Here is a 25,781-nt window from a genome sequence, read left to right on the forward strand (position 1 = left end):
CCCCCTCCAAAGACAATACACACCCTATAATTTATTTATTATAACATAGCTTATAGACGACAGCTCACAGCTGATAGCTTTTATCTTCTAACCACTTTCCTTACCACGGCAGCAGATCATTTACACGGTTCTGGCGGACACCCTGCCATGAGTTCCACTTTTACCGGAAAACGAAAAAGGAGCAGGCATCATCAGCAGTGCCTGCTCCTTTCTTTTTGGAAGCTCCTTACTTCTTGGCAGCGAGAGCTGCTACCTGGGCCTTCAATTCATCCAGCTCCGATCTCATCTCTTTATTTTCCGCCTGCATCTTGTCATTTTTCTCTTTCAAGTCCTTAATCTGGTTCGCCATTTCCACTTTGGAATAACGGGTATAAACGTCACCGCGTCCCAGCTTCACAGAAATTCCTGCATTGATCATGTTCCTGTCATCACCCATGGTCCAGCCGAGACTCATCATCGTTCTTTCGTTCGGCCGATAGAAGAGGCCTACCGCCGCAGCGCTGGCGTTGCGGTAATTGCCGAAGCCTGCCGCAATGTCCCACTTGTCATGGGGGGTCGAAGTCCAGCGGATGGAGGGCTGCCAGTGCTGCCGCCCCTGCTCCCACTTTACTGATCCGGTTGTCCAGGGTGCCCAGCTTTCCGTTCAGATTGTTGATGGTATTTCCCAGGTTGGTAATGTTGGTTGTATTCTTGCCGACCTGTTTGTCCAGTATGGTCAGGTTGTCTCCGGCACTGTTCTCTTTCTTCACATAGTTGCCGTCATTCTTCACATGGGTTTCGTGGTACACTGTATTTCCGCTGACAATCTTTGTGCTTCCGTTTTCCACTTTTCCATCGGCTTTCACGTTGACCGTGTATTCCGTTCCGCCAAACGTGTTGGCAGCTGTGTCAAGTGTCACATTTTCACCGGCTTTCACGGTGTTTCTTGTGTCTTTCGTAGCTACGGTGACTTTGTTTTCTTTTCCGTCGCTCCCTTTCAGGGTAATGGTGGTGGTATTGTCCGCGTTTTGTGTGCCGCTCATGGTATAGGTGGTATTGGTATCAATCTGCCCCGCGATAGCTGACAGGTCTACGCTGCCTTTTACTTCATTTCCGGCCGTGTCTTTTACGCTCATGGACAGGGTTTTACCGCTAAGGGACAGCGCATTGTTGTCGCTTACCAGTTTATCATTGCCGTCTGCAACGGATGAGAGATCCACGCTGCCCTTCACTTCATTTCCGGCCGTATCCTTTACACTCATGGACAGGGTTTTACCGCTAAGGGACAGCCCATTGCTGCCACTTACCAGTGTATCATTGCCATCCGCTGCTCCGGCTACCGCTTTCTTCAGCTGTGCCACATTGACGGCATCGGTATCTGTCGCGCCGGCCGCTACGTTCGTAATCTGGCGTGTATAACCTTCCGTCTTGTCCCCTACAGAAACGGCACCAAGAGTTGATTTCCAGGCAGCAGACGTATCTGTGGAAGCCGCCTGGGTAGATGGATCATAACCGCTCACACCTGCTGCCGTGTCTGCTACACTCCATGCGCCAAGTGCAACTCCATGATTTGCCTTCGCATGAGAATCATAACCAAAAGCCATAGCAGTTTCTTTCTCCGCTTTACTATTCTTGCCCATGGCAATGGCCCAGTCCGCGGTCGCGGAAGCATTTGTACCTACAGCTACCGCTTCTTCGCCCTTGACTGTCAGATAATTCCCCAGGGCAAGACCTCTCTGTCCGCCGCCGCTATTCGAGCCGATGACTTTATTCCCATGACCGAAAGAGACCCCCAGATTTTCCGCTTCGGAACTGGTGCCTACCACGACACTACCGCCGTTTGCCGTATTTGTCATACCGACAGCCACATTCTGGTCGCTGCCGCTGGAGTTCTTGGTGTAAATCCATTTTGTCGGATCGCTCGGATCTTTTTCTGCCGTATAGCCAACCAGGTTCCCCAAGCCGATGACCGTATTCTCCTCCCCGAAGACTTTTGTCAGTTTATGGTCATAATTGTTGTAATCCGTGCCGAATACGGCATTATGGACGCCTTCCACTTCCAGATTCTGGCCGGCGACGATACTATTGTTTCTTCCGTTTTTCACTCCGGTCAGTTTGTTATTATTGCCAAGAACGGTGCTGTTCACCCCTTTCGAAGAAGAGGAAATACCGAGCACGATGCTGTCTTCCGCCTCGGCGCCGTCATTGTCATAGTTGCTGCCGGCTCCCGTTTTTGTAGACTTGGCGCTGTAATAATGCACTTTCGCCGCACCGGCAGCTGCCTGTACCTTTTTCAGCTGTGCCACATTGACGGCATCAGTATCCTGCGTGCCGGCTGCTACGTTTGTAATCTGGCGGGTGACTGCCGCACTGGTCGGAGTTGCCGCTTTACCGATAGAAACAGCAGCGGCCGTCGCTTTCCATGTTGCTGACGTATCCGTAGAAGCCGTATCGGTCGACGGATCGTAACCGGCAGCTCCCTTATCAACAGAGGCGACGGAATCCGCGCCGATCGCTACACCGCCGTCTTTTTCCACATCCGTATTGTAGCCGAGCATCACCGCATTGCTTATGTTCGCCGTATGCGATTTAATCGGTACATTTTCCGTCACCTTATATTTCTTTTCACGAATAACATTGCCCGAAGCATCTTTCCTCGTATACGTTTTCGTTACAGTCTTCTTTTCCGTCGCCATGGATCCAAGGATTACATTGTTTTTACCGCCGTCCTTGTGGTGATAATCCCCGATCACTACATCGGCCGTACTGCCGGACATATTATTCCCGGTCCCCATCATAGACATACGTTCCACATTCCTGCCTGTATTTCCATATCCGTTGATCGTGTTATTGATGCTGGGTGTATTTGCTGTACCTGTAAGGATATTTCCGGAGCCGATAATCTGGGAATGGACGGCATAATCTGAAGTATTTCCGTTCCCCATGGTGACCACAGAGCCGCCGCCGGTCGACATGGCCAGCCCCATCGCTTTCCTGAGCTCATCATGACCCGACTGTCCGGTTCCGCCGGCATATCCCTGTCCCTCAAATGATATGATATCACCCCAATATTCGTTCATACTGTTTCCATTTTCATCGGTCGGCGCCGTCCCGAAAGAATGTGTAACGCTATTGCCCGCGCCGAAAACGAGCGCCCCATTGGCGCCTTCTGTTTTGTTCAGGGTACCGACGACGGTGTTTGCCATCCCATCATTCTGGTCCGCCTTATTTGACGCTACGGTATTAAGACCGCCATAGACAGAAGCCAAATAGCCGTCATAGCCGGAATCACCTGCTTCCACAATGGATTTGATCCCTGTCACGGTCTCCTGCCAGCCATAAGCTTTTGCGCCATGCCCAAGAGCCACATTCATTCCGCCGCCGTCTCTGGTTCCGCTCTGGGCATGATACCCGACAACGACACTGGCATGTTTCTGCCGGATATCGGAATCGGCCTTTTCTTCCGGTGTCATGGAACCGATAACAACAGATTCTCTAATCGCCCCAACTTTCTGGTTATCCCCGATCACGATACCCGCGCCGGGATTGACCATTTCATTATTATTCCCGATGACGGTCAGGCTCTCATACCCTTTCATATAGGTACTGTTGCCTTCAATTTTATTTCCCTTGCCGATGACAAGGTCGGACACATTCTTCGTCCTTTCTTCCTGCTTCCCGGAAACCGTACCGGCATTTCTATCGGTAATCTTATTGCTGTCCCCGATGACGGTCTGGCTCTTGCTGTTTTCAACGGTATTCTGAGAGCCGCTGATTGTAACATTCATTCCTTGTGAAACGGTATTTCCGTCGCCGGTAACAAAGACATGGCTTCCCCATTTACCGATGTACTTACCCAGAGGCTTGCCATCCGCCATCGCCTGCGCCAATTTCTGCTGCTCCGAAGCGGAAAGTTGTCCGAACTGATAAGAATCGGACACATGGTTAAACGCGCCGGTCACGAAAGCGCCATTGGACTCCTGTATCGTATTGTTGCTTCCGAGTATACCGTCATTAGAGCCGGCATGGTCTTTCGTGCCGCCTTTATCAACATTTTCCGTACCGATGATAATGCTGCTGTTTCCTTTGGAAGCCCCCCGTTTTGATGCATCAGGAATCAGGCCGGATGATTCGCCGATAACGATACTTCCGGAACCGTTGGACTGGGCATTAAAACCCATGGCAACCGCACTATTTGCCGTCGCCTCTGCATTTGCTCCAATCGCAATGGCTCCGGTCTCTTTTGCCCCATCGTTGTTATAATTGACTGATGATGCGTTTCCACCTTTCACGGATACGAAATGAATACTGCCCGTACCTCCGGCAATAGCTTTCAGCTGCGCCACATTGACTGCATCGGTGTCATTCGTGCCGGCTGCCACACCGGTAATCTGCCTTGTAGCAGTACTGCCATTACCAACAGATACCGCTGCATGCGTCGCTTTCCATGCGGCCGATGTATTTGTAGAAGCTAATTTGGTAGACGGATCATATCCCGCAATATCCTTGTCAACAGAGGCAACGGAATCCGCACCGAGCGCTACGCCGCCGTCTTTTTCCGCATTGGCTTCCGAGCCGAGTATGACCGCCTTGCTGGCGGTTGTAGTAATACCGCCGGCAGAAGAACCCATCACAATCGTATCTTTTGCATTGGAAATCGTGCGGTTCGTACCGATGACAGTTACACCGCTTACATTGGTACCTGTATTTCTATAACCGTTCAGTAAATTGTAAGCAGCCTTTTCCGCTGCGGTTCCTTCCAGAGTATTTCCCACCCCGACCAGCTGGGAGCGGTATGCGTAGTCTGCTTTATTTCCTCCGCCGATGGCAAGGACAGCGCCGCCGGAATCATTTCTCCGTATATCCTCCCTGAGTTTTTCTGCCAATTCCTTGGGACTGTTGATCCCCAAAAACGACATGGGATTTGCTATATTGTCCACTGAATTGGTCACTTCATTGCCCGCGCCGAAAACCAAGGTACCGTTTGCGTTGTGGGTCCGATTGGCAGTCCCTACGACCGCATTGGCGATTCCCGATACACTGCTGCCTGACGTTTTTGATTCAATGCTGTTAAAGGATCCGTTGATGACCGCCCCGAAATTCTGAGCGGCAGATCCCTGGTTCGTATTTCCGTCATACGCATTCGTCATGATGGAGTAGGCGCCGGTCGTCGTCGCAAACGCACCGGCAGAATAACTGTTCAGCCCGACGGTGGTCGCGCCTACCAAGACGGACAGTTTGCGCTTTTCATCATCCGTATTGGAATTTACCGTGGTATCTCCCAAGGCGCCGACATACTTATGGTCGCCGATCATCAGACTGCCGCTGCGGGCATAAGTATTCTGCCCAATGGCAATCCCTGCCGGCAGTAAATGGTCTGTACGGGAAGGATCCGTCGAATGCATCCCGAAACGGAATATTTTGTCCTGCGTTCCCCACATGTTTTCTACAAAAGCATTCTTACCGATGGCAATACTGCCTTCCTGCATAACATAATCATCAATCTGGGCGTGATCGCCTATCGCAATAGCACCGTTTTTCGTACTGTTATTTCTTAGATCAGTACCATTTCCGATTTTAATATTCTGATTCCCCGCCTCTACAAACGTATTGACCCCGTCAAGCGCCGCGGATACAGGGCTTACAGAAATCCCAGTCAATAAAAAAGCCGCCAAAACTGCTGCCAGCGTGTTTTTAGAGACTCTCACCCTCCCGCTTTTTCTCGCTGTGCCCGCAATTTCTGAAACGACGACATAACTGTTCTTCACTCGACTCCAAATGACTTTGTAGATGTGATTCATGTTTTCCTCCCATAAAAAAACAATATAATTTAGAAACGCAATAAAAAGAAGCACCATCCCCATGCTGCCGATACTGCCTTCATACCACCTCTCCCCATAACACTTCATTTGCCTGAAAAGCCGGGTACAGAATCCGTAAACAGGAAAATTCCTACCGGTTTCTCCCGCTCTTCTTTCAACACTTATTTTATTAAACAACCTCTGTTCTCATTATAACAAAAGATTTATCTTATTTCTATATAATATGTACTGTTTTACGAACACCTTTATTCACACTGCTTTCTCATCCACGGCAGCAATGTCTCCCGCTGTCATTCAGCACTTTTAGCTGACAGCTCACAGCTCACAGCTGATAGCTGATAGCTTTTATTTTCTTACCGTCCGTCATCACTCAGAACGGGGGCAGAAAAAGAATCTTCATTCTATTCTTTTGCGTCATTCCCCCAAGCCAGTATCCTCCGTCCGGCTTCACCGGCCACCTCCTTATAAACAAGGAGGCTTACCCAATCCCTATTCTTCCCGTTAGAATCCCTTTCCTTAACACTGTAGCAAATCCTTTGTTGGCGCTTTGAATGACGCCTTACCGTCTCCGGTCATTCTGAACGGAGGCAAGAATGCTTTGTAGGAAAACGGGAAACAAAACGATGAATCGGAGTGAAGAATCTATGACTCGGATGACATCTTACCGTCTTCCTCACTACGGTAATAGATCCTTCGCTGCCGCTCAGGATGACGTCTTACGGCTTTCCTCACCATGGATACAGATCCTTTACATTCGCTTAGGATAACGATTAACGTTTCCCTCACTACAACAGCAGATCCTTTGCTGTTGTTTCGTATGACACCTAACGGAAATCATATGCTTCGGCTTTTAACTCACAGCTAACGGTTAACAGCTCACAGCTCACAGCTAACAGCTAATAGCTAATAGCTATTACCCTTTTTGCCGGCCGCTCCTGTCATCTGATATCTGACTTGTTTGTAGGTGGTGATGGCTTTTTCAAATTCCGCTTTTACAGCGGCAGGCAGGTTTTGGGATACGGTTTCGCTTTTCACCATCTTTTCCAAATCCCTGTCGGCACAGATGCTTCCCGCCGGCAGGTCCGCTTCTTTGGCAAGCCGCGCTCTTACTTTTTTCAGATAGAGGAAAAACGCTCTTGTTTCTATGTCTATGGACACCGTCTGTCCGGCCTGAATCGTTTCCTTTCGTACCGCTGTGATTTTCCCTTTCCGTCCGCGGACGGGTTTTGCCGTTTTGGGAATGATATGTTCTCTTTTTTCCGGCACTTTACTTTCTGTTTTTGGGGAAATACGGCTCCGTTCCGGATGGAGGGCCTGTAAAAAGACTTCCGCGTATTTGTCCGCTTTTTTCGGGCCGATGCCTTTCACACCGCGGAATTCTTCTTCGGTTGCAGGGCGGGTTTCTGCGATCCTCCGGAGGACTGTATCGGAAAGAATTTGTGATGTCGACAGATTTTCTTTTTTTGCCAAAGAGCGGCGGAGCCGTTCGAGTCTCTCATATATGTTTTTTTCTTCTCTCTCGTCTTTTCCCCTCATTTCTTCCGCTCCGCTGAATTCTCCAAGCGCCGCAAGGAAACGTTCTCCGTACTTCTTTAATTTGAAAGCGCCGATGCCGTGGACTTCCGCCATTTCTTCTTCTGTCCGCGGGAGGCGGGAGACCATATCTTCCAGGGTGGCATCGGAGAATACGACGAAGGGCGGGACGTGTTCTTTCCGGGCAATGGCAAGTCGGAGTCCGCGGAGTTTTTCAAAGATACCGCTCTCCGTTTCTGAAAGGATGACTTTCTTTTCTACCGCCACAGACGCCATAACATCTTCCGCACCGAAAGCAAAACCCAGTACCGGCGCTTTTCTTTCGAGAACAATTTCCGCTTTTTCCGTAAGATGCAGCAGGGGGGATTCGCCGCCGTCACGTTTGAGGTAACCATCGGCGATGAGGAAATGGATGGCGGTTCTCAAATGTTTGATTTTCGCAAAGGACAGTCTGCCGTAGGTGGGAAGGCTGTCCAGGTTCCGTTCCCTGATCATTTTCGTGCGGCTTCCTTTAAGGATATCCGCCACCACACCGGCGCCGTACCGTTCCTTGAGAGATCTGACGGTTTGGAAAATGAGAACCGCCTCGTCGGTGATATCCACCTTTCCTCTTCCGCTTTCGCAGTTCCCACAGCGGCCGCAGGTCTCATCAGCAGTCTCGCCGAAGTAATTTAAGATGTAATTCCGCAGGCAGCCTGTGGTGCTGCAATAGCCGTCCATGGCATAAAGGCGGTCATAGTCCATCCGTTTCTGGTCGTCCGTCTGGTTTCCCGATTCGATGAGGTAGCGCTGTATGCCCGCGTCCTGCCCGCTGTAAAGGAGGATGCATTCCGCTTTCGCGCCGTCACGTCCTGCCCGCCCCGCTTCCTGATAATAGGCTTCCATGCTTTTGGGCATCTGGTAGTGGAGGACGTAGCGCACGTTGCTCTTGTCGATACCCATGCCGAAAGCGTTTGTCGCCACCATGACATGGATGCGGTCGAAGGAAAAATCTTCCTGCCCTTTCTTCCGCGCGTCATCTTCCATGCCCGCGTGGTACCGCCCCGCTTTTATTTTCCGGCTTGCGAGCATTTCATAAATTTCGTCCACTGCTTTCCTGGTGGCGCAGTAAATGATGCCGCTTTCTTTTCCGTGGTTCTGCACATAGCGGAGAATGAAATCTTTCCGGTCCGCGCCGTGGATGACACGGAAGGACAGGTTCGGCCGGTCCAGTCCCGTACGGAAAACGGCTGCTTTCCCCAGGCCGAGGCTTCGTTTCATATCTTCTTCCACCAAGGAGGTCGCCGTAGCGGTGAAAGCGGTGACTACGGGTTTTGCGGGAAGCGTATCGATAAAGGTTTTTATTTTCCGGTAACTCGGACGGAAATCATGGCCCCACTGGGAAACGCAGTGTGCTTCGTCAATGACGACCATGGACAGGGGTACTTTGGACAGGCAGTCGGTGAAATAGGTGGGTTCCAGTTTTTCCGGCGCCATGTAAAGCAGCTTCAGACGCCCCCGGAACAAATCGCGGAGCCGCTCGATAGATTCGTCAAAAGGCACGGTGGAGTTTACATAGGACGCGGAAATCCCCTGCTCTGCAAGCGCTTCCACCTGGTCTTTCATGAGAGAAATCAAAGGAGAAATAATAATCGTACCGTGGGGAAAGAGGAGGGCGGGAATCTGGAAGCAGACCGACTTTCCCGCGCCGGTGGGCATGACAGCCAGCACATCCCTGCCCGACAGAATGGTTTTGATGACATCTTCCTGCATAGGCCGGAATGTATCATAACCGAAATATTTTTTTAAAAGTTCCGCCGGTTCCATCGTTTCCTCCTTTCTTCAAATACTTTTCTATTATACCAGTTATTTCCCCAAAAGCGGCAAAATAAAAAGGACCGCAGCGGTCCCTTTGTTTCTTTATTTCAAAGCATATCTTTCTTCCACAGCACCAGCGCCGATACGAGGGTCAGCACGAGACCGAGAAGGGTGACCGCAGCAAATCCGATCTCGCTTGATTCCCACGGCACGGGCACATTAATACCCCAAAGGCTGAATATCAAAGTGGGCACGGCAAGAAGGATCGTCACCGAGGTGAGGAATTTCATAATCTGTGACAGACGGTTGGAAATAATCGAGGAGAAGGAGTCCATCATGGACATCAGGATGTTCGTGTAAATTTCCACCATTTCCAAAGCCTGTTTATTTTCAATGATGACGTCTTCCAGAAGATCCTCATCTTCTTCGTACATTTTCAGGAGTGTATGGATGGGGCTGTTGCGAAGACGCATGAGGCGCTCCATGACGTTTTCATTCGCATGAAGGGCGAAGTTGAAGTAGGTCAGAGATTTCTGCAGTTCCAGCATGCGGAAGAGTTCTTTGTTCTGCAAAGATTTCCGCACCTGTGTTTCGATGCCGTCCGTCTTTTTATAAATCTGCTGCAGGAAGTACAGGAAGGACGACGATGCGGTAGACAGTATCTGGAAAAGGAATCTTGTCTTTTTATAAGTCTGGAAAGAGGGATAATTATTATTTATAAACTTCTGGATCACCGTATTATTTTCAAGACACACGGTGACAAATACCTTATCCGTGATAAAAATCCCCAGCGGCAGTGCATCGTAAGCATCTGTTTCAAGGACGACAGGCGTATTTACAACGACAAAAATAAAATCATCTTCCAATTCTACGTGGGAACGTTCTTCGCGGTCAAGAGCGGTTTGGAGGGAATCAACAGGAATACCGGTAAGCTCATTCAGCTTTTCCAGCTCCGCCGCATCAGGAGCCGCGCAATTGATCCACGACCCTTTTTCCATCTCCTCAAAAGCAACGGAACAAAGTCTGTGATTTTCATCATGTTTATAAGCGGTAAGCATCGGGCTCCCTCCTTTCCATATAAAAGGAAATACCGTCTTCCCCTGTATTTCCATAATAATCCTACTCTTTAATATAGTGACAAAGGGGAAATATGTCAATCAGAAAGTAAGAAACTCTTTTCATCCATCATAAAAGCGCACGGGTCCGGCCCGCACGCTTTCACCTTTTCTTTCAAATTTCTTTTAGGCCTGTTCTTTCTTTCCGGTCACCAGCATCTGGACGATACCGACAGCAAATCCTACCACAAAGAAACAGATCCAGCCCATGCTGTATTCCGCCAGCGGAAGAGCCGCGAGCATCGGTTCCATGGCACCCAGCTTCAGACCGAACCCGTGAAGCCCGTCACAAAGAGCGGGCACAGCGGTAAAAAGCGTCGTCCATACATATACGCAGCGGCGGCCGTTAAAGAAGTTATGCAGGAACGCCAGCGCAATGAGGGAAATGGACATGGGATACAGGAAAAGCAGTACGGGAACAGCATTCTTGATGATCGTCGTCAGGCCGAAGAGCGCCACGAAGAAGCAGACAACGACCATGACGGTAACAAAGGTTTTTGAAGAGATTTTCGGCAGGAGCAGGTTAAAATAGGCTGCGCAGGAAGCCGCCAGACCGACACTGGTGGTCAGGCAGGCAAAGATAACGATCACTCCCAGAATGCCTCCGCCGGCGGCACCAAAGTAGTGGAGCGCCGTTTTTACGAGGACGGGAGCGCCGTTTTCCTGCACACCGATGAGGGATACGGAACTGGCACCGATATAGCAGAGCGCCGCATAAATAACCGCCATGAAAAATGTGGAAATCAGACCGGACCGGAGCGTGTCTTTCGTAATCTGCGCTTCGGAAACCGCGCCGTACATCTTGACCGATTCCACCACGATAATGCCGAAAACAAGAGCGGCAAGGCCGTCCATCGTATTATATCCGTCAACGATCCCCTGCCCGAGAGCTTTCACACCGGTGTCATAAGCAGCTGCCGGTGCCTGCCAGCTTCCCATGGGCGAGGCAATGGCGCTGATAATCAAAAGGAAAAGGAATACCAGAAGGACGGGAGTCATGAACTTGCCGACCCGGGCCACCAGTTTGGACGGTGAAATCGCAAGCCACCAGGTAATGATAAAAAACACCGCGGCAAAAACATAAAGCCCCATGCTCCGCATTTCAGGAGGCAGGTACTGCGCCACAGCAATCTCATAAGCCACCGTCGCCGTACGGGGAGCCGCAAAAAACGGCCCGATGGTCAGGTACAGCGCCGTGCAGAAGAAAATGCTGTACGCCGGATGAATACGCCCCGCCAGTTCACGGAGATTCACACCGGAATAGCAAATGGCAAGAACACCCAAAAGCGGAAGACCTACGCCTGTCATCAAAAAACCGATTGTCGCGGGAATCGTATTTACCCCCGCATTCTGCCCCATGAAGACCGGAAATATCAAATTTCCCGCCCCGAAAAATAATGCGAACAGCATGAGCCCGATCGCGATAAATGCGTTGTTCGTCTTTTCCCCCATAAAAATCTTCCTTTCTGCTATACTCCAAAACACCCGGGAATTGCAACCGCTCCCTCAAGTAGATGCACACTTTGTGTGCTATGTACGCAACATTATATCACACTTTCTGCTAATTATTAACCACTTTTTCAATATTTCCCCGTCTGCCTTTCGGCGGCCGCTCTTCCGTAAGAGACATGCTTTTCCTTGACCGTCCTGTTTTTCAAGATTATGATAAACATATATTATATAAGGAATAATAAAGGAGAATCCCCATGAGCATAAAAGAAGAAGCGGCAAAAATGAAACTGGCGTCGCCCCTTATGGCATCCGCACCTGCGGAAAAAAGAAATTCCGCGCTCCTTCACATGATTGAAAATCTGGAAGCAGGAAAAGAAAAAATATTTGCTGCCAACAGGATCGATCTTGCCGCGGCAAAAGCATCCGGACTTCCTCCTGCCGTCATGAAACGGCTGGCATTCGATGAAGGGAAACTGGCAGACAGCATCAGCGGCATCCGGCAGCTCATTTCCCTTCCCGATCCCGTAGGAAAAGTCACTCTTGCCCGCCAGCTTGATGAAGGGCTCCGCCTTTACCGCGTCACCTGTCCCATCGGCGTCATCGCCATGATCTTTGAAGCGCGCCCCGACGCCATGATCCAGATTTCATCCCTCGCGGTGAAAAGCGGAAACTGCGCCATCCTGAAGGGCGGAAAAGAGACGAAAGAAACGAACCGCGTCCTTTTTTCCCTCCTCCATGAAGCCGCCACCGCCGCGGATCTTCCCTCCGAAGCCTTGTTCCAAGCAGAACAGCACAGCGAAATAGATGAGCTCCTCGCCTGCCGCGAATCGGTAGACCTCATCATTCCGCGGGGCTCGAATGCTTTTGTCCAGCACATCATGAGCCGTACAAATATCCCCGTCATGGGGCATGCCGACGGTATCTGCCATATCTATGTGGACAAAGATTATGACATGGCAAAAGCCATCCCCATCGTCATTGACGCGAAGACCCAGTACACCGCTGCGTGCAATGCCGCAGAAACGCTTCTCGTCCACCGGGATATCGCCAAAGACTTTCTGCCCGTACTGGAAAAGGCCGCCGGAGAAAAAAATATCCATCTCCGCGGCACAAAAGAAGCGGGAGAAATTATCCCCCTAAATATCATCGAAGACGATGACTTCCGTCACGAATACCTCGATCTCGTCCTTGCCGTGAAAATTGTCTCCGGCGTGGAGGAAGCCATCGATCACATCAACAGGTACGGCTCCCACCATACCGATGCCATTATCACGGAAAACATCAATACCGCCGCGCGGTTCATGCAGCTTGTCGACTCGGCAGGTGTTTACCAGAACGCGTCCACCCGCTTTGCCGACGGGTTCCGGTACGGCTTCGGCGCGGAAGTGGGCATTTCCACAGGCAAGCTCCATGCCAGAGGTCCCGTCGGATTGGAAGGGCTCCTGTCATACAAGTACAAGCTTTTCGGCAAAGGCCATATCGTTGAAGACTATGCCTGCCATAAAAAAGATTTCCATTTCAAAGAATTGTAACTTTGGGCGAGGTCTTCATGATCGACTTTTTCCACCGGCACCGATCCGCTTTACGGCGGCTTTCCTTCCTGCTGCTTGCCGCCGTCCTGGGTCTTCTCCTCATCGCCCAGATCGCCGCTTTTGCGGCCGCCCGCATTTTCAGCTATGCCATGAACAGGCAGCATATGCTCCGGGGACATATTTCCGTTGAAAAAATCTCCGCCGACATCGCAGGCTATGTTTCTTTCGAAAACCTGCTCTGGACGGACGACCACGGCGTCCCCATCCTCTTTGTGCCTGAAGGGAAAATAAAAGTGCGCCCGGAAGATATCCTCCGGGGCAAACTGCGGGCCACCGCCATTTCCGAGATACGGCTTCACAATGCTTCCGCAGCACTCCAATTTGACAAGAATATGAATGTCGACCTTATCAATAAAACGGCCGCTGAATCCGAACCGGCAGAGGAACGCACAAAAACTCTCCACGAGAAAATCGTCAACTTCAAACGGAACGGACAGAAAATGAAAATGAATATCCACCTGGAAAACTGCCAGCTGGAAGCTTTCTATGAAAACAGGCACTTCCTTCTTTCCCATGTGGACATGCACCTGAATATCGACACCGACGATTCTCTTTTTGTCGACCTGTCCTCCGGCAAATTCGGCGGTACCGCTATCGGCGACAGCGTGAAGCTTTATGGCGACATCGATATGAAAAGCGATGAACACACCATCGCCATGAATGTATCTTTTTACGGTGTCGATCCGGCATCTCTGGGACTGGGAAACAATATTCACGACAAGCTTACCCTCACCGCCGAGGCGGGCGGCCCCGTCGCTTCCCCGAAAGCGGAAGGAAAAATCACCATGGAGCAGCTCCATATCCCTGCCCTTTCTTTCTCCCATCTGGACGGCCATGTTTTCTACCACCACGGGAAAATGAAATTTACCGATGTCACGGGACGCGTCTACGGCGGCACAGTCAAAGCATCGGGAAACTATGACATAGACACAAGGGCCTACAACATCCACCTGGCAGGCAAAAAACTGGATTCCCGCTATCCCGCGAAAGACGCTGCCATTTTCTGCTACGTCGATTTAGAAGGCGACATCCGCTGTGACGGAAATCCGAAAGAGATCATCTCCGAAGGCACCTTTACCTCAGGCAGCGGTCATTACAAACTGATCCCTTTCAAAAAGATACAGGGTGCTTTCCACAACAGGGGAAAAGAGCTGGACTTCTATGACGTATCCATAGAGACCGCCCTCGGCACCTTTTCCACCGACGCTTTCCACATCAGGAACGGCAAACTCCAGCTGGGCGACATTATCCTCACCAATGACAGGGGGGAGGAAACCGATGTAAAAGGCGCCATGGAGCATGCGGAAAACACTTTCCGGCAAATAGGACAAGATATAAAGGAAATAAAAGAACAGATCAGCGGATTAAAACCGTAATGGCGGTTTCCCCTTTCCCGCTCTTTTCCGTTTTACGCGCCTAGGCAAAGCGAGCCGCTTATTTTCATGGCAAAACGCAGAAAGAATTCTTTGCCACTCAATACCGCATCTGCGTAACCGCTATAAAAATTCACCCATAATAAAAATTCCTGCAAGAAAGATTTTCCTTCTTACAGGAGCTTTTATTCTTTTACGCTTCGCCTATGATCGGTTTCTTTTCCGCCACGCCCACTTTCCTCGGATAGGTTTTAGGCGACGGCGCGGTTTTCCTGAAGTAGAGAATCGTCCTTCTCTCTCCCGTAGGGAGCTCCAACTCTTTTCGCTCCATGAGCTCCGCTTTCAATTCTTTCAGGATCTTTCCCGACTGTCTGAGTTCCTCGTCGGCACCAGGTCCTTTCATCGCTGCGAAAATACCTCCTTCCTTCACAAAGGGGATACCCCATTCGGCAATGACGGGAAGCATCTTTACCGCTCTTGCCGTCACCATATCAAAGGTTTCCCTTGTCTTCCTCCGCCGTCCGCCTTCTTCGGCGCGAATATGGAGAATCTTTATATTTTTAATCCCCAGCTTTGCCGCGGCATTCTCTATAAATACAAGTTTCTTTAAGACAGAATCCACCAGCACGACCTGCATATCCGGCCGCAGGATGGCCAGCGGAATTCCCGGAAACCCGGCACCTGTCCCCAAATCCAGCATACGCCCGTTCTTCGGAAAATATTTCTCCTCATACACGGTCAGCGAATCATAAATATTTTTGACCAGGCTTTCTTCTGCATCTTTGATTCCCGTTAAATTCATTTTCCTGCTCATGGCAATCACCATGGCATTGTACTCTGCCATTTTTCTTACAGCGTCCTCATCTGCTGCCAGGCCGAGCGTTTCCACTATTTCCCTGACGGTCATCATGTCTCCCTTGTGCGGCATACATCTCAAAAATAATTATTTTTTATCAGTATAACAGATTTCACGAAAAGAAAGCCATCCGCTGCTTTCCCATGCATAAAAAAAGAGACATGGGGAAAGCGGATGCTCCCTGTCTCTTCTTTCAGATACTTACTGTTTCTTCCTGTTCAGGAAAAAACCGCCTGCCGTCAGCGCGATGCCGATCCCTGCAAGAAAATTCCCTGCCATATGGATCATAAGCTCCCTTTGATTATTGCCTGAAATAGCGGCGGCAGCTTCCTGCGCATTTTTTGCATTTCTGGCAATTTCCAGATTGGCAGCGCTTTGATCCGGATTAAGCAGCAGGATACAAACCCCTACCACCAGTAGTACAATCCCTACAATCAGCATGTTTTTTGGATTACGCATAATACCCTCCTTTTAATTTTTTATCATTATACCACACTCACGCTTCATGTCATAAAGTTTTTTAAGAACCTGATAAGAAAACTAATAAATTTTAAAATAGCTTTCTTCTGCCCTTTAATGATATAATGAAACCGTTTGTGGGAGATCATACTATAGAAACGATTTTATTTACAATAGGAGGCGATTTTAGTGGATTACACCCCCCATCTGACAAAACGAATCGGTTTATTTTTATTGGTACTGGCAGCGGCGATCATGATGCTGACAGGCTGCGGCGGTGGCGGCTCTTCTTCTAGCGGCGGAAAAGAAACATCTGCAAAGCCGACAAGCCAGCTGGAAAAAATCAGCAGCTATGTAAAAGCCACCAACGGTTTCAACGGCCACAATGTAAGATTTGCCTTTTCCATTGATGAAGTCCTGGCGAAGATGAAAGCCGGTGAGAATCTGGACTTTGCCAGCTTCCCCGCTTATAACAGCCTGAAAGAAAACTTGACGAAAGCCAAAACGGAAAGCAGCGGTTTCTCCGATATTGACGAAAGCACGACAGCCGTACTTAAGGTATTGGATGAAATGGTTCCCCTGACCAGCAAAATGGAATCTTACTATACATCCAAGGAATATACCACAGACGGCAATCAGAAAGGCCGCGAAATGGTCGCCTCTTATCTGAAACTCTATGACCAGTTCAACACGGAATACAGCAAACTTGACAGTGCCATCAGCCAGCACAATTCTGAACTCCGCGACCTTCTGATAGAAGAAATGAAAAAGGACAATAAAGTCATGGCAGCCACTTATATGGAAATCGGCCGCGACATGAGACGGGCTCTGGAAGCTATCGACCCGGAAGATCCTGCCAAGACAGATAAGGCGCAGATAGAAAAACTGCTGGGACAGGTAAACGAAAATATGGAAAAACTCAAACCGGCAGAAGATGTTTCCGGCGTAAAATCTTTCAAAAGTTCTGCTGAACGCACCATCGGAAGAATCCGTACCTATCTGGCAGGGCGCGGCGGTAATAACGCTTTCAATGACATGGTAGATTCCTACAACGATTTCATCCGTGACAGTAACAGAATAAACGCAAGCGAACTGGATAATAAAAAGAAATAAGAAAAAAGATTCTCCCAGCAAAAAATCCCCTTTTCTCAAGAAGGGGATTTTTTGCTTCCTTATTTACATACTCATCAGCCGGTCAAAAACAGGAATACTGGATCACAGCCCCGACAGTTCCCAGCCATAAAACAGCCATAATAACCTTAGCCCACAGATGTATATACAAAGGGCCGTCATGCCGGCGGAAATAAAGCAAATGGATGATCCAATAGATAAACAAAAAACAAAAAAAAGCGCTGCTGGATCTAAACATATAAACGGCTCTGCCGGTGCCGCTCATCATCAATGTAACAGATGCAAAAATAATAAAGGCGGAAAATGCGGCCATCAAACTCCCAATCCCATATAACTGCCACTTCTCTCCTTTTTTCCAGGGTCTTTCTTTGAAAGGCATGTACCGCATATTCCCTCCGAGAAGATATTTATACTTTCGGTTTTTCTCATCCCACATGCCCAGCCCTATAAGCAGGGAAGGAAGAATGCAAAACCAAAAGCCGAACCCGAAAAAAACGACGGCTTCTTCCGCCAGCTGATCCATCCGCACCGTAGACCATATATCCGGATTGATTGCCGTCAGCATCAGGGGAATAACGATAATCCCCAAAAGGAACCAGCAGGCGAGATATCGCAGGCAGCCGGCCGCGCCCCTGTATTTCTCCCAATTTTTTATAAATTCTTTCTCTGTTTCCATAAATCCTAACATGATCATCCCGTATCCTTTTATATTTTTACAATCAACTTTCCATGAAGCAGTACGCAGCTTTCCCCAGCGGAAAGGTTCCTATTCACCTGAAATGACTTTCCTTTTCCCGCATTCAGTTCCCGCCTGCCGTTTTTATTTCCGCTACCTGCCATGATGTTTGAAATGATCGCGTTTTATCATGTAAAACACAAAATACATCAGTGCAATGGAAAGCAGTCCGGATTCCCAGCCTATGGATGCCAAACTCTCTTCAAAAACAATCCGGCATTCCTCCATACTGTGCCCGTCCAGCATATAATTGAAACACAGCAGCCCTAAAAGAGCCATAACTGTATTTATAAATGCAGATCCCATCACTTTTACTTTTTCTTTCCAAGCCGCATTTCCCCCCCTTTTTTCAAAAAAGCGGAGGAGAAAAATAGAATACACGGCAGGCACAATGACCAGAAGAAACCCGGCACCCTGATAAGTATAGGTGCGGCCGCTCCATAGCGCTTCCTGTAAAACAGTCTTGACAACCATGCTTTCCCGGCTTGCCAGAAAAACACCCGCCAGGATTCCATAGGCCAGCACCAGTCCCAACATGTACGACAAGACTCTGCTTTCCAATGTATCCAGGTACAGTCTTTTAAAAGCAAACAGCACCAGACCATATATCAAAAGCCCGCTGTAAAATATCCATGAAGCCGTTTCTCCATCCATGCCCTTTCCTCTTTCTAATAAAATAAATTTCCGCCGCAGGACGAGACCTTTTACCCATTTACAGCAGCACTTCCCCGCTACCGTTTTACGGCTGACCTTCAGTTTCTCATCCCGACCCTAAAATTTTTTCCGCCGCTTCCTGCAAATTATTATACACTTCTATCTGCCGCCTGTGTTCTTCCCAGGGCGGGAGCAGGTCGGGAATCATGACGGCTTTCATTCCCGCGCGCAATGCGCCTTCGATGCCGTGGGGGCTGTCTTCAAAAACGGTACATTCTCCCGGAGGAATACCGATCCGCTTTGCCGCCAGAAGAAATATATCAGGCGCCGGTTTCCCTCTTTCCACTTCATCACCGCTCACAAGGGCGTCAAAACAGTTTTCCATTCCTGCGTTTTCCAGATTATTTTTTATCTGCCGGAGCGGACTGCTGCTGGCTACTGCGGTTTTGATGCCAAGCATGCGGCAGCGTCCGAGTATTTCCACCGCTCCCGTTTTGACAGGTACATCCTTTGCCAGATGGCGCAGAACCCTTTCTTTGCAGTCTTTCTGAATTTCTCCGCCGTCCTCCGTGTGGTAGTATTTTTCCAAAATGCGGTTCATCATTTCCCCGCTCGTCCCCGTGATTTCCGTGATAAAACTGTCTGCAAGGACAATCCCCCGCTCTGCCGCAATGGCTCTCCAGTAATTTTGAAAAATCCGTTCCGTATCAAACAGAAGCCCGTCCATGTCGAAAATGCAGCCGCTTACCATAATTTCCACCCTCTTCCGCTTGTCTCCAGCATACCACATTCCGTGCTTTTCACCATAAAAACCGTGACAGTCACCCGCCACGGTTCTTATGAATGTTGGAAATCATTTTATGACGGTCACGCGGCCCTGTTCTTTTTCATACTTTGCAGGAACTGTTCCTTTCAATTCCTCTTTAAGATAGTTTTCCACCGCTTCCGTATCCACATAACCGATGGCCTGGATGTCCACAGCCCCCGGTTCCGTCAGTTTCCCGTAAGCGTCTCCGCCGCGGCAGATGAATTCTGTCGTAACAAGAGTGTAAACTTTATCCACATCGAATGGTTCCCCGCCGATTTCATGGATAGTGACGCGGCTTCCCGGTTTGGCAGGCGCAAAATAGGTGGAATTTTCATACTGCTTCCCGTTTTCATAAGGCACTTTTGTATTCACAGTGTAGCGGATTCCCGACACCTGGGGAAAAGCGCCGATCTGGGACGGAAGGGAACAGGTGGCAGCTTCTATGATTTCCAGAAGCGTTTCGCCCTTAATTTTCATCACATAAAGCTGATTATTGTAAGGAAGCACACCGGAAATATTTCCTACGGTGATATTTCCTTTTTCAATAGACTGGCGCAGGCTGCCGCCATTGAACAGACAGCCGTCCACGCTGACGCCTGAAGCTGCCATTGCCTGCTGCGCCTGCCAAAGGTACGCATCTGCAACGAAGTCTCCCAGGTTCGTTTCATCCGTACGCACACCGGGGTCGCGGCTGCCATTCAAAAGCAACGGTGTTTCCCCCAGCTTCAATGCCATCGCATCGTCCACTTCCCGCTGCGTCTTATCTACCAGTTCTTTGACGATAGGATCTTCTTTATTAAAATCGCCATACTTGCAGAAATTCTCCGTCCATTTATTATCCATGTGGGTAATGACGCCGATATTTTTCGTATAGTGTCCTGTCTCTGCAAGCAGCGCCCCATTGATATATTTATTCTTTGCCGTATGATCATGTCCGTCGATAAAAATATCAATACCGTTTACATTCATGAGAATATCATCAGAACGGTGCCCCCTATTGGCATCTTCACTGCCCAGATGTCCAACTGCCACGATGAGATCGCATTTATCCTCTTCTTTTAATTTCTTCACCAGATTCTGTGTAACGGCAATCGTCGCCTTATCGTCCAGGAATTTCAAACCATATACATTTTTCGGATTCGTAGTCACCACGGTTTCCGGTGTAGTGAGACCGATAATTCCGATCTTCACATCCCCCTTTTTGTATATGACAGAATCTTTGGTAAGCGGCTTGTTCGTCGCTTCTACAATGACATTAGCGGACAGCATGGGAAACTTCGCCTCCCGGATACGCTCTGCCAGAACCTCCTGCCCGTAATCAAATTCATGATTGCCCAATGCCATAGCATCATAACCAGCGGCATTCATGAAAGCGATTGCCGACTTTCCCTTGCTGAAATTTACAAGATTATTGTCCTGTATGGCATCGCCGGCATCTACAAGAAGCACATCTTTTCCCTGTGACAGGTAATGCTTACGCAGAGCGGACACGGTGGCCATACCGTTGATTCCTTCCGCCCGCCGGTCAAAACCGTGGGTATCATTGGTGTGGATAATAACCAGATTGGAAAAATCGGCAGCCAGCGCCTGTCCGCAAAGCAGCATGGACACTGCCAAAAACGCAGCCATCTTCTTTTTCATAATATCCTCCATTCCACCGCCCTCCGCCAGGCGGCATAAACGACCTGTAATTCCCCGCTTTCTCCGTATCTTACTTTATTCTACCGCTCTCGAATATTTCGTAGCCGCTCCTGAATTTAATTCGAAACAACGTTTCCGCGAAGCTCCGCTCTCCCCGCAGGGAAGCATAAATATAATGAGGTTGGACTCATCCACATAGAAGCGGTAAGGGCCGGGCATTTCTGCCGGACGATATCCGTCCGGAATGCAGCCGTCAGGCCTCTCCGAGCTCCATACCCCATCCTTGTAAAAGAACATTCCCGCCCGGATATTCTTTTCCAGACTTTCCACGGTCATGAAACGTTCATCCTCCTTGCGGACAATATCCTTCCATGATACCCGCTTCCCCGTATTCTGCAAAAAAGTGAATGCTTCGTCCATATATACATCCAACTGGCCGTGAAGAATCTGCTTGACCATGACAAGAGAATAAATATTATCCCCGTTCTTCGTAATCATCGGATAGACCCATGTGCCCGGCTCTCCCTCTTTCTGATAGTCTTGATACGCTTTGTCCACATAAGCGCGAAGCTGTTTATTGACCGCCTTCGCCGCCCCGCTGCACTCGTTTACCGGCGTCCTCCCGTCTATAAAACTGACCGCCTGCACTTGGGGTACAGTTGCTCTAAACTTTCCCTTTTCAAGGGTATACTCTTTCTTCGGGATGAACAGGACGCCATAAACAGGTTCCCGCGCCATGGCAAAAACACCTGTCACGAGAGCCAAAAGAAACACGCAAACCGAAACCAGCTTTTTCATTTCCCTCTCCTTTCCGCAATGACAAAAATTCAAGTTCATAAAAATAATACTGCCCTGCCCTTAGTATACAGGAAATACAGAAAAAAATCAGTTGACAAAAGAAGACATTCATACCGTCCTTCCGTACCGCAGCCTGCGTCGCCCCATGCTTTAATACCGGACACCAGAAGCCCTTTCTGATTCCTATCATTAGTAAACGGGGGTAAGAATTCCGTGTGGGAAAAACAGGAAACGGAACAGTGGCATGGAGTGAATAATATTACCCTGATGACACCTTACCGCTTTCCTCACCACAGCAGCAGATTCTTCGCTGGCGCACCGGATGACGATTAACGTCCCCCCTCATTATGATGACTTCCATGCCACGGTCATTCTGAACGGAGACAAGAATGCTTTGTAAGAAAGCAGGAAAGCGGAAATATGACACGGAGTGAAGAATCTGTTACTCGGATGACACCTTGCCGTCTTCCTCACTACAGCAGCAGATCCTTCGCTTGCGCTCGTATTATTAAGTAAGTCAAGCAAATCGCTTGATCATATGCTTCGGAAGGGGTATACGGCATACTCTGAATGAGAATCTTACGGCTCTCCTCACCACGGGTATAGACCCTTCACATTCGTTCAGGATGACGATTAACATTTCCTGCATTATGACACTCTCTCCTTCAATCGTCATTCTGAACAGCGGCAAGAATGCCGTATGAGAAAGCAGGGAAGCGGCAATGTGACACGGAGTGAAGAATCTATTACCCGGATGACATCTCCCACGGATTCTTCCGGACACCTTTATCCTACTCCCTTTCAAGTTTATGCATGTAAAAAGGACTCACATCTCTGCAAGTCCTTTCCCTTTATCAGCAGCTTCCTATCCTCCCGGGCCGCTTCCGGCCAAGTACTTTCGGCGTTTGTGAGCTTAACTTCCGTGTTCGGCATGGATACGGGTGATCCTCACAGCTGTCGCCACTGTTTCTCTGAGAGTCTGTTCTCTCAAAACCATATAGAAGAAGTCCTGAAGTTATTCGCTTGTCTCGGTGTTCCTAAGTTAAGACCTCGACCTATTAGTTTTATGTCGCTCCAAGCCTTGCGGCTCTTCCACTCATAACCTATCTACCTCATCGTCTGTAAGGGGTCTTACTCATTGCTGATGAGAAGTCTCATCTTGAGGTTGGCTTCACGCTTAGATGCTTTCAGCGTTTATCCTTCCCGGATGCGGCTTTCCAGCCGTGCCACTGGCGTGACAACTGGGACACCGTTGATCCGTCCACTCCGGTCCTCTCGTACTAGGAGCAGCTCCTCTCAAACTTCTTGCGCCCGCGATGGATATGAACCAAACTGTCTCACGACGTTTTGAACCCAGCTCGCGTACCACTTTAATGGGCGAACAGCCCAACCCTTGGGACCTACTCCAGCCCCAGGATGTGATGAGCCGACATCGAGGTGCCAAACCTCCCCGTCGATATGAACTCTTGGGAGAGATTAGCCTGTTATCCCCAGGGTAGCTTTTATCCGTTGAGCGATGGCCTTTCCACTCAGTACCACCGGATCACTAAGCCCGACTTTCGTCTCTGCTCGACTTGTTGGTCTCGCAGTCAAGCTCCCTTCTGCCTTTGCACTCTTCGGCCGGTTTCTGTCCGGCCTGAGGGAACCTTTGGGCGCCTCCGTTACTCTTTCGGAGGCGACCGCCCCAGTCAAACCGCCTGCCTGAGAGGGTCCGCAGGGTCGTTACTCCTCGCGTTAGAATCTCAGCAACAGAAGGGTGGTATCCCAACATCGGCTCCGCACCGCCCTAGGGCAATGCTTCGGCGCCTCCCACCTATCCTGTGCATCTGTCACCGGGATTCAGTCTCAAGCTGCAGTGAAGCTCCATGGGGTCTTTCTGTCCAGTCGCGGGTAACCTGCATCTTCACAGGTATTTCAATTTCACCGGGCCCCTCGTTGAGACAGTGCCCAAATCATTACGCCTTTCATGCGGGTCGGAACTTACCCGACAAGGAATTTCGCTACCTTAGGACCGTTATAGTTACGGCCGCCGTTCACCGGGGCTTCAGTTCGATGCTTCGCTTTCGCTAACTTCTCTCCTTAACCTTCCGGCACCGGGCAGGCGTCAGCACCTATACTTCAGCTTTCGCTTTCGCAGGCACCTGTGTTTTTGGTAAACAGTTGCTTGGGCCTCTTTTCTGCCGCCCCTTTTAGCTCTGAGCGTTTCTGCTCTTCACTGACCGGGGGCCATCCTTCTCCCTAGGTTACGGATGCAATTTGCCGAGTTCCTTAACGAGGGTTTTCCCGCGCACCTTAGGATTCTCTCCCCGCCTACCTGTGTCGGTTTACGGTACGGGCGGATCTTGTCTCGCTAGAAGTTTTTCTTGGCAGTGTGGGATCCATGAGTTCGTCAAAGTTTCCTTTAACTCCCCATCATGTCTCTGCTTTTAGCTACAGGGGTTTTCCTCTGCAGCAACATACGCACTTGGACGCGCTCTTCCAGCCGCGCGATCATGTGCCCTCCTGCGTCGCTCCTTCGCTCAATCGACTTGATCCGGTACAGGAATTTCAACCTGTTGTCCATCGCCTACGCTTCTCGCCTCGGCTTAGGTCCCGACTTACCCTGAGTCGACGATCGTTGCTCAGGAACCCTCGGGCTTTCGGTGGAAAGGATTCTCACCTTTCTTTTCGATACTCATACCGGCATTCTCACTTCTTATTCGTCCACATGTCCTTCCAGTCATGCTTCTTCCTTATAAGAACGCTCCCCTACCCATGATATTGCTATCATGCCATAGCTTCGGTTCCGTGCTTGAGCCCCGGACATTTTCGGCGCAGCGTCTCTCGACCAGTGAGCTATTACGCACTCTTTAAATGGTGGCTGCTTCTGAGCCAACATCCTGGTTGTTTATGAAATGCCACATCCTTCGCCACTTAGCACGGCATTGGGGACCTTAGCTGATGGTCTGGGCTGTTTCCCTTTTGACTGCGGCCCTTATTAGTCGCAGTCTGACTCCCAGGTATGATTGCAGCCATTCGGAGTTTGACTGGGTTTGGTAACCGGGTAGGTCCCTCTCCTGATCAGTGCTCTACCGCCTGCAATCTTTTCCCTGAGGCTAGCCCTAAAGCTATTTCGGGGAGAACCAGCTATCTCCACGTTCGATTGGAATTTTCACCCCTACCCACACCTCATCCTAACCCTTTTCAACGGATATAGGTTCGGTCCTCCACACATTTTTACCTGTGTTTCAACCTGGACATGGGTAGATCACTGTGGTTTCGGGTCTACGCTTCCTGACTTGCGCCCTCTTAAGACTCGCTTTCGCTTCGGCTCCGCATTTCCTGCTTAACCTTGCCAGGCTTCGTAACTCGCCGGTTCATTCTTCAATAGGCACGCCGTCGACCTTATTATTAAGCGGTCTCCGACTGCTTGTAAACATACGGTTTCAGGTTCTCTTTCATTCCCCTCCCGGGGTGCTTTTCACCTTTCCCTCATGGTACTATGCGCTATCGGTCGATATCTGTGTTTTGCCTTGGAGGGTGGTCCCCCCTGCTTCCCACGGGATTTCTCGTGTCCCGCGGTACTCTGGTGCCATCTCCGCGTTTCTCTTTTTCGCCTACCAGGCTTTCACTGTCTTCGGCACTGTTTCCCAACAGTTTCGGCTAAGGTTCTTCGCGGTTCTGATGGTCCTCAACCCCGGTAAAGTTTCCTTCACCGGTTTGGGCTTCTTCCCTGTTCGCTCGCCGCTACTTGGGGTATCTCGTTTGATTTCTTTTCCTCGGGTTACTTAGATGTTTCAGTTCGCCCGGTTCCCTTCTCATGCTCTTGGGCATGGATGGCTGTGCATCATCACAGCCGGATTTCTCCATTCGGATGTCTGCGGGTCGCCGATTATTTGCATCTCTCCGCAGCTTTTCGCAGCTTGTCACGTCCTTCGTCGGCAGATATCGCCAAGGCATCCACCGTATGCTCTTAGTATCTTAACTTACGTTTTTTACCTTGACTTTTGTTTCTTTTTCCCGGGGAAAGGGTTCCCTCTCTCCGGGTTTCCTTCA

The 25,781-nt window shown here is 49.6% G+C and carries 15 protein-coding genes, 2 rRNA genes and 1 pseudogene; 3 read left to right on the forward strand and 15 right to left on the reverse strand.

Annotation, left to right across the window (positions count from 1 at the left end; translation table 11 throughout):
* Positions 1-226 precede the first annotated feature (226 nt).
* The 6 genes and pseudogenes from GCWU000321_RS09800 to brnQ all read right to left on the reverse strand — a co-directional run bounded on the left by GCWU000321_RS09800 (position 227) and on the right by brnQ (position 11,698).
* Positions 227-457 carry an FtsB/FtsL family cell division protein gene (locus GCWU000321_RS09800; RefSeq protein WP_007070251.1) on the reverse strand — a complete coding sequence of 77 codons (231 nt, stop codon included), beginning with the start codon at positions 455-457 and terminating at the stop codon, positions 227-229.
* Positions 458-571 (reverse strand): annotated as a pseudogene (locus GCWU000321_RS09805) (YadA-like family protein); the annotation flags it as partial. It abuts the gene before it with no gap.
* Positions 546-5,780 (reverse strand): ESPR-type extended signal peptide-containing protein, encoded by a 5,235-nt coding sequence (locus GCWU000321_RS09810; RefSeq protein ID WP_244835071.1) that lies wholly within the window; start codon positions 5,778-5,780, stop codon positions 546-548. The pseudogene GCWU000321_RS09805 and the gene GCWU000321_RS09810, both read right to left, overlap by 26 nt.
* Before the next feature lie 924 nt (positions 5,781-6,704).
* Positions 6,705-9,140 (reverse strand): DNA helicase RecQ, encoded by a 2,436-nt coding sequence (recQ, locus tag GCWU000321_RS06030; RefSeq protein ID WP_007070253.1) that lies wholly within the window; start codon positions 9,138-9,140, stop codon positions 6,705-6,707.
* A 98-nt stretch (positions 9,141-9,238) separates the two neighbouring features.
* Positions 9,239-10,189 (reverse strand): magnesium transporter CorA family protein, encoded by a 951-nt coding sequence (locus GCWU000321_RS06035; RefSeq protein ID WP_040381403.1) that lies wholly within the window; start codon positions 10,187-10,189, stop codon positions 9,239-9,241.
* A 183-nt stretch (positions 10,190-10,372) separates the two neighbouring features.
* Positions 10,373-11,698: a branched-chain amino acid transport system II carrier protein gene (brnQ, locus tag GCWU000321_RS06040; RefSeq protein WP_040381406.1), complete on the reverse strand. Its 1,326-nt coding sequence runs from the start codon at positions 11,696-11,698 to the stop codon at positions 10,373-10,375.
* 254 nt (positions 11,699-11,952) lie between these two features.
* On the opposite strand from brnQ, the gene GCWU000321_RS06045 reads away from it, so the two are divergent.
* Positions 11,953-13,230: a glutamate-5-semialdehyde dehydrogenase gene (locus GCWU000321_RS06045; protein WP_007070256.1), complete on the forward strand. Its 1,278-nt coding sequence runs from the start codon at positions 11,953-11,955 to the stop codon at positions 13,228-13,230.
* A gap of 17 nt (positions 13,231-13,247) precedes the next feature.
* Positions 13,248-14,666 carry an AsmA family protein gene (locus GCWU000321_RS06050; RefSeq protein ID WP_007070257.1) on the forward strand — a complete coding sequence of 473 codons (1,419 nt, stop codon included), beginning with the start codon at positions 13,248-13,250 and terminating at the stop codon, positions 14,664-14,666.
* Between the two features lie 190 nt (positions 14,667-14,856).
* On the opposite strand, the gene rsmG is transcribed toward GCWU000321_RS06050, so the two are convergent.
* Both rsmG and GCWU000321_RS06060 read right to left on the reverse strand, forming a co-directional pair.
* Positions 14,857-15,573, reverse strand: a complete 717-nt coding sequence (gene rsmG / locus GCWU000321_RS06055; RefSeq protein ID WP_244835073.1) for a 16S rRNA (guanine(527)-N(7))-methyltransferase RsmG — start codon at positions 15,571-15,573, stop codon at positions 14,857-14,859.
* 147 nt (positions 15,574-15,720) lie between these two features.
* The gene (locus tag GCWU000321_RS06060; RefSeq protein ID WP_007070260.1) at positions 15,721-15,978 is read right to left on the reverse strand and encodes a hypothetical protein; all 258 of its coding nucleotides are present in this window, start codon (positions 15,976-15,978) and stop codon (positions 15,721-15,723) included.
* 189 nt (positions 15,979-16,167) lie between these two features.
* On the opposite strand from GCWU000321_RS06060, the gene GCWU000321_RS06065 reads away from it, so the two are divergent.
* On the forward strand, positions 16,168-17,091 hold the full coding sequence (locus tag GCWU000321_RS06065; RefSeq protein ID WP_007070261.1) for a DUF3829 domain-containing protein: 924 nt from the start codon (positions 16,168-16,170) through the stop codon (positions 17,089-17,091).
* Positions 17,092-17,173: 82 nt separating this feature from the next.
* Here the strand turns inward: GCWU000321_RS06065 and GCWU000321_RS06070 are convergent, their stop codons facing one another.
* The 7 genes from GCWU000321_RS06070 to GCWU000321_RS06100 form a co-directional block, all read right to left on the reverse strand.
* Positions 17,174-17,803 carry a hypothetical protein gene (locus GCWU000321_RS06070; protein WP_007070262.1) on the reverse strand — a complete coding sequence of 210 codons (630 nt, stop codon included), beginning with the start codon at positions 17,801-17,803 and terminating at the stop codon, positions 17,174-17,176.
* Positions 17,804-17,938: 135 nt separating this feature from the next.
* Positions 17,939-18,499, reverse strand: a complete 561-nt coding sequence (locus tag GCWU000321_RS06075; RefSeq protein ID WP_007070264.1) for a hypothetical protein — start codon at positions 18,497-18,499, stop codon at positions 17,939-17,941.
* Positions 18,500-18,605: 106 nt separating this feature from the next.
* Positions 18,606-19,250, reverse strand: a complete 645-nt coding sequence (locus GCWU000321_RS06080; protein WP_040381412.1) for an HAD family hydrolase — start codon at positions 19,248-19,250, stop codon at positions 18,606-18,608.
* Between the two features lie 102 nt (positions 19,251-19,352).
* Entirely contained in the window at positions 19,353-20,948 is a 1,596-nt protein-coding gene (locus GCWU000321_RS06085; RefSeq protein WP_244835074.1) for a bifunctional metallophosphatase/5'-nucleotidase, read from the reverse strand.
* Positions 20,949-21,023: 75 nt separating this feature from the next.
* Positions 21,024-21,746, reverse strand: coding sequence for a hypothetical protein (locus GCWU000321_RS06090; protein WP_040381414.1), 723 nt, complete (start codon positions 21,744-21,746; stop codon positions 21,024-21,026).
* An 852-nt stretch (positions 21,747-22,598) separates the two neighbouring features.
* Positions 22,599-22,714: ribosomal RNA gene (rrf, locus tag GCWU000321_RS06095) — 5S ribosomal RNA — on the reverse strand.
* A 70-nt stretch (positions 22,715-22,784) separates the two neighbouring features.
* Positions 22,785-25,712, reverse strand: a 23S ribosomal RNA gene (locus GCWU000321_RS06100).
* Positions 25,713-25,781 lie beyond the last annotated feature (69 nt).

Source organism: Dialister invisus DSM 15470, assembly GCF_000160055.1.
Lineage (GTDB): Bacteria > Bacillota > Negativicutes > Veillonellales > Dialisteraceae > Dialister > Dialister invisus.

What these genes read in the sequence shown, in the direction of transcription:
- GCWU000321_RS06070 (WP_007070262.1), bottom strand. Translation starts at nt 17,803, where the DNA reads ATGATCATGTTAGGATTTATGGAAACAGAGAAAGAATTTATAAAAAAT.
- GCWU000321_RS06075 (WP_007070264.1), bottom strand. Translation starts at nt 18,499, where the DNA reads ATGGATGGAGAAACGGCTTCATGGATATTTTACAGCGGGCTTTTGATA.
- GCWU000321_RS06045 (WP_007070256.1), top strand. Translation starts at nt 11,953, where the DNA reads ATGAGCATAAAAGAAGAAGCGGCAAAAATGAAACTGGCGTCGCCCCTT.
- GCWU000321_RS06060 (WP_007070260.1), bottom strand. Translation starts at nt 15,978, where the DNA reads ATGCGTAATCCAAAAAACATGCTGATTGTAGGGATTGTACTACTGGTG.
- GCWU000321_RS06050 (WP_007070257.1), top strand. Translation starts at nt 13,248, where the DNA reads ATGATCGACTTTTTCCACCGGCACCGATCCGCTTTACGGCGGCTTTCC.
- GCWU000321_RS06085 (WP_244835074.1), bottom strand. Translation starts at nt 20,948, where the DNA reads ATGAAAAAGAAGATGGCTGCGTTTTTGGCAGTGTCCATGCTGCTTTGC.
- recQ (WP_007070253.1), bottom strand. Translation starts at nt 9,140, where the DNA reads ATGGAACCGGCGGAACTTTTAAAAAAATATTTCGGTTATGATACATTC.
- GCWU000321_RS06035 (WP_040381403.1), bottom strand. Translation starts at nt 10,189, where the DNA reads ATGCTTACCGCTTATAAACATGATGAAAATCACAGACTTTGTTCCGTT.
- rsmG (WP_244835073.1), bottom strand. Translation starts at nt 15,573, where the DNA reads ATGATGACCGTCAGGGAAATAGTGGAAACGCTCGGCCTGGCAGCAGAT.
- GCWU000321_RS09810 (WP_244835071.1), bottom strand. Translation starts at nt 5,780, where the DNA reads ATGAATCACATCTACAAAGTCATTTGGAGTCGAGTGAAGAACAGTTAT.
- brnQ (WP_040381406.1), bottom strand. Translation starts at nt 11,698, where the DNA reads ATGGGGGAAAAGACGAACAACGCATTTATCGCGATCGGGCTCATGCTG.
- GCWU000321_RS09800 (WP_007070251.1), bottom strand. Translation starts at nt 457, where the DNA reads ATGATGAGTCTCGGCTGGACCATGGGTGATGACAGGAACATGATCAAT.
- GCWU000321_RS06080 (WP_040381412.1), bottom strand. Translation starts at nt 19,250, where the DNA reads ATGGTAAGCGGCTGCATTTTCGACATGGACGGGCTTCTGTTTGATACG.
- GCWU000321_RS06090 (WP_040381414.1), bottom strand. Translation starts at nt 21,746, where the DNA reads ATGAAAAAGCTGGTTTCGGTTTGCGTGTTTCTTTTGGCTCTCGTGACA.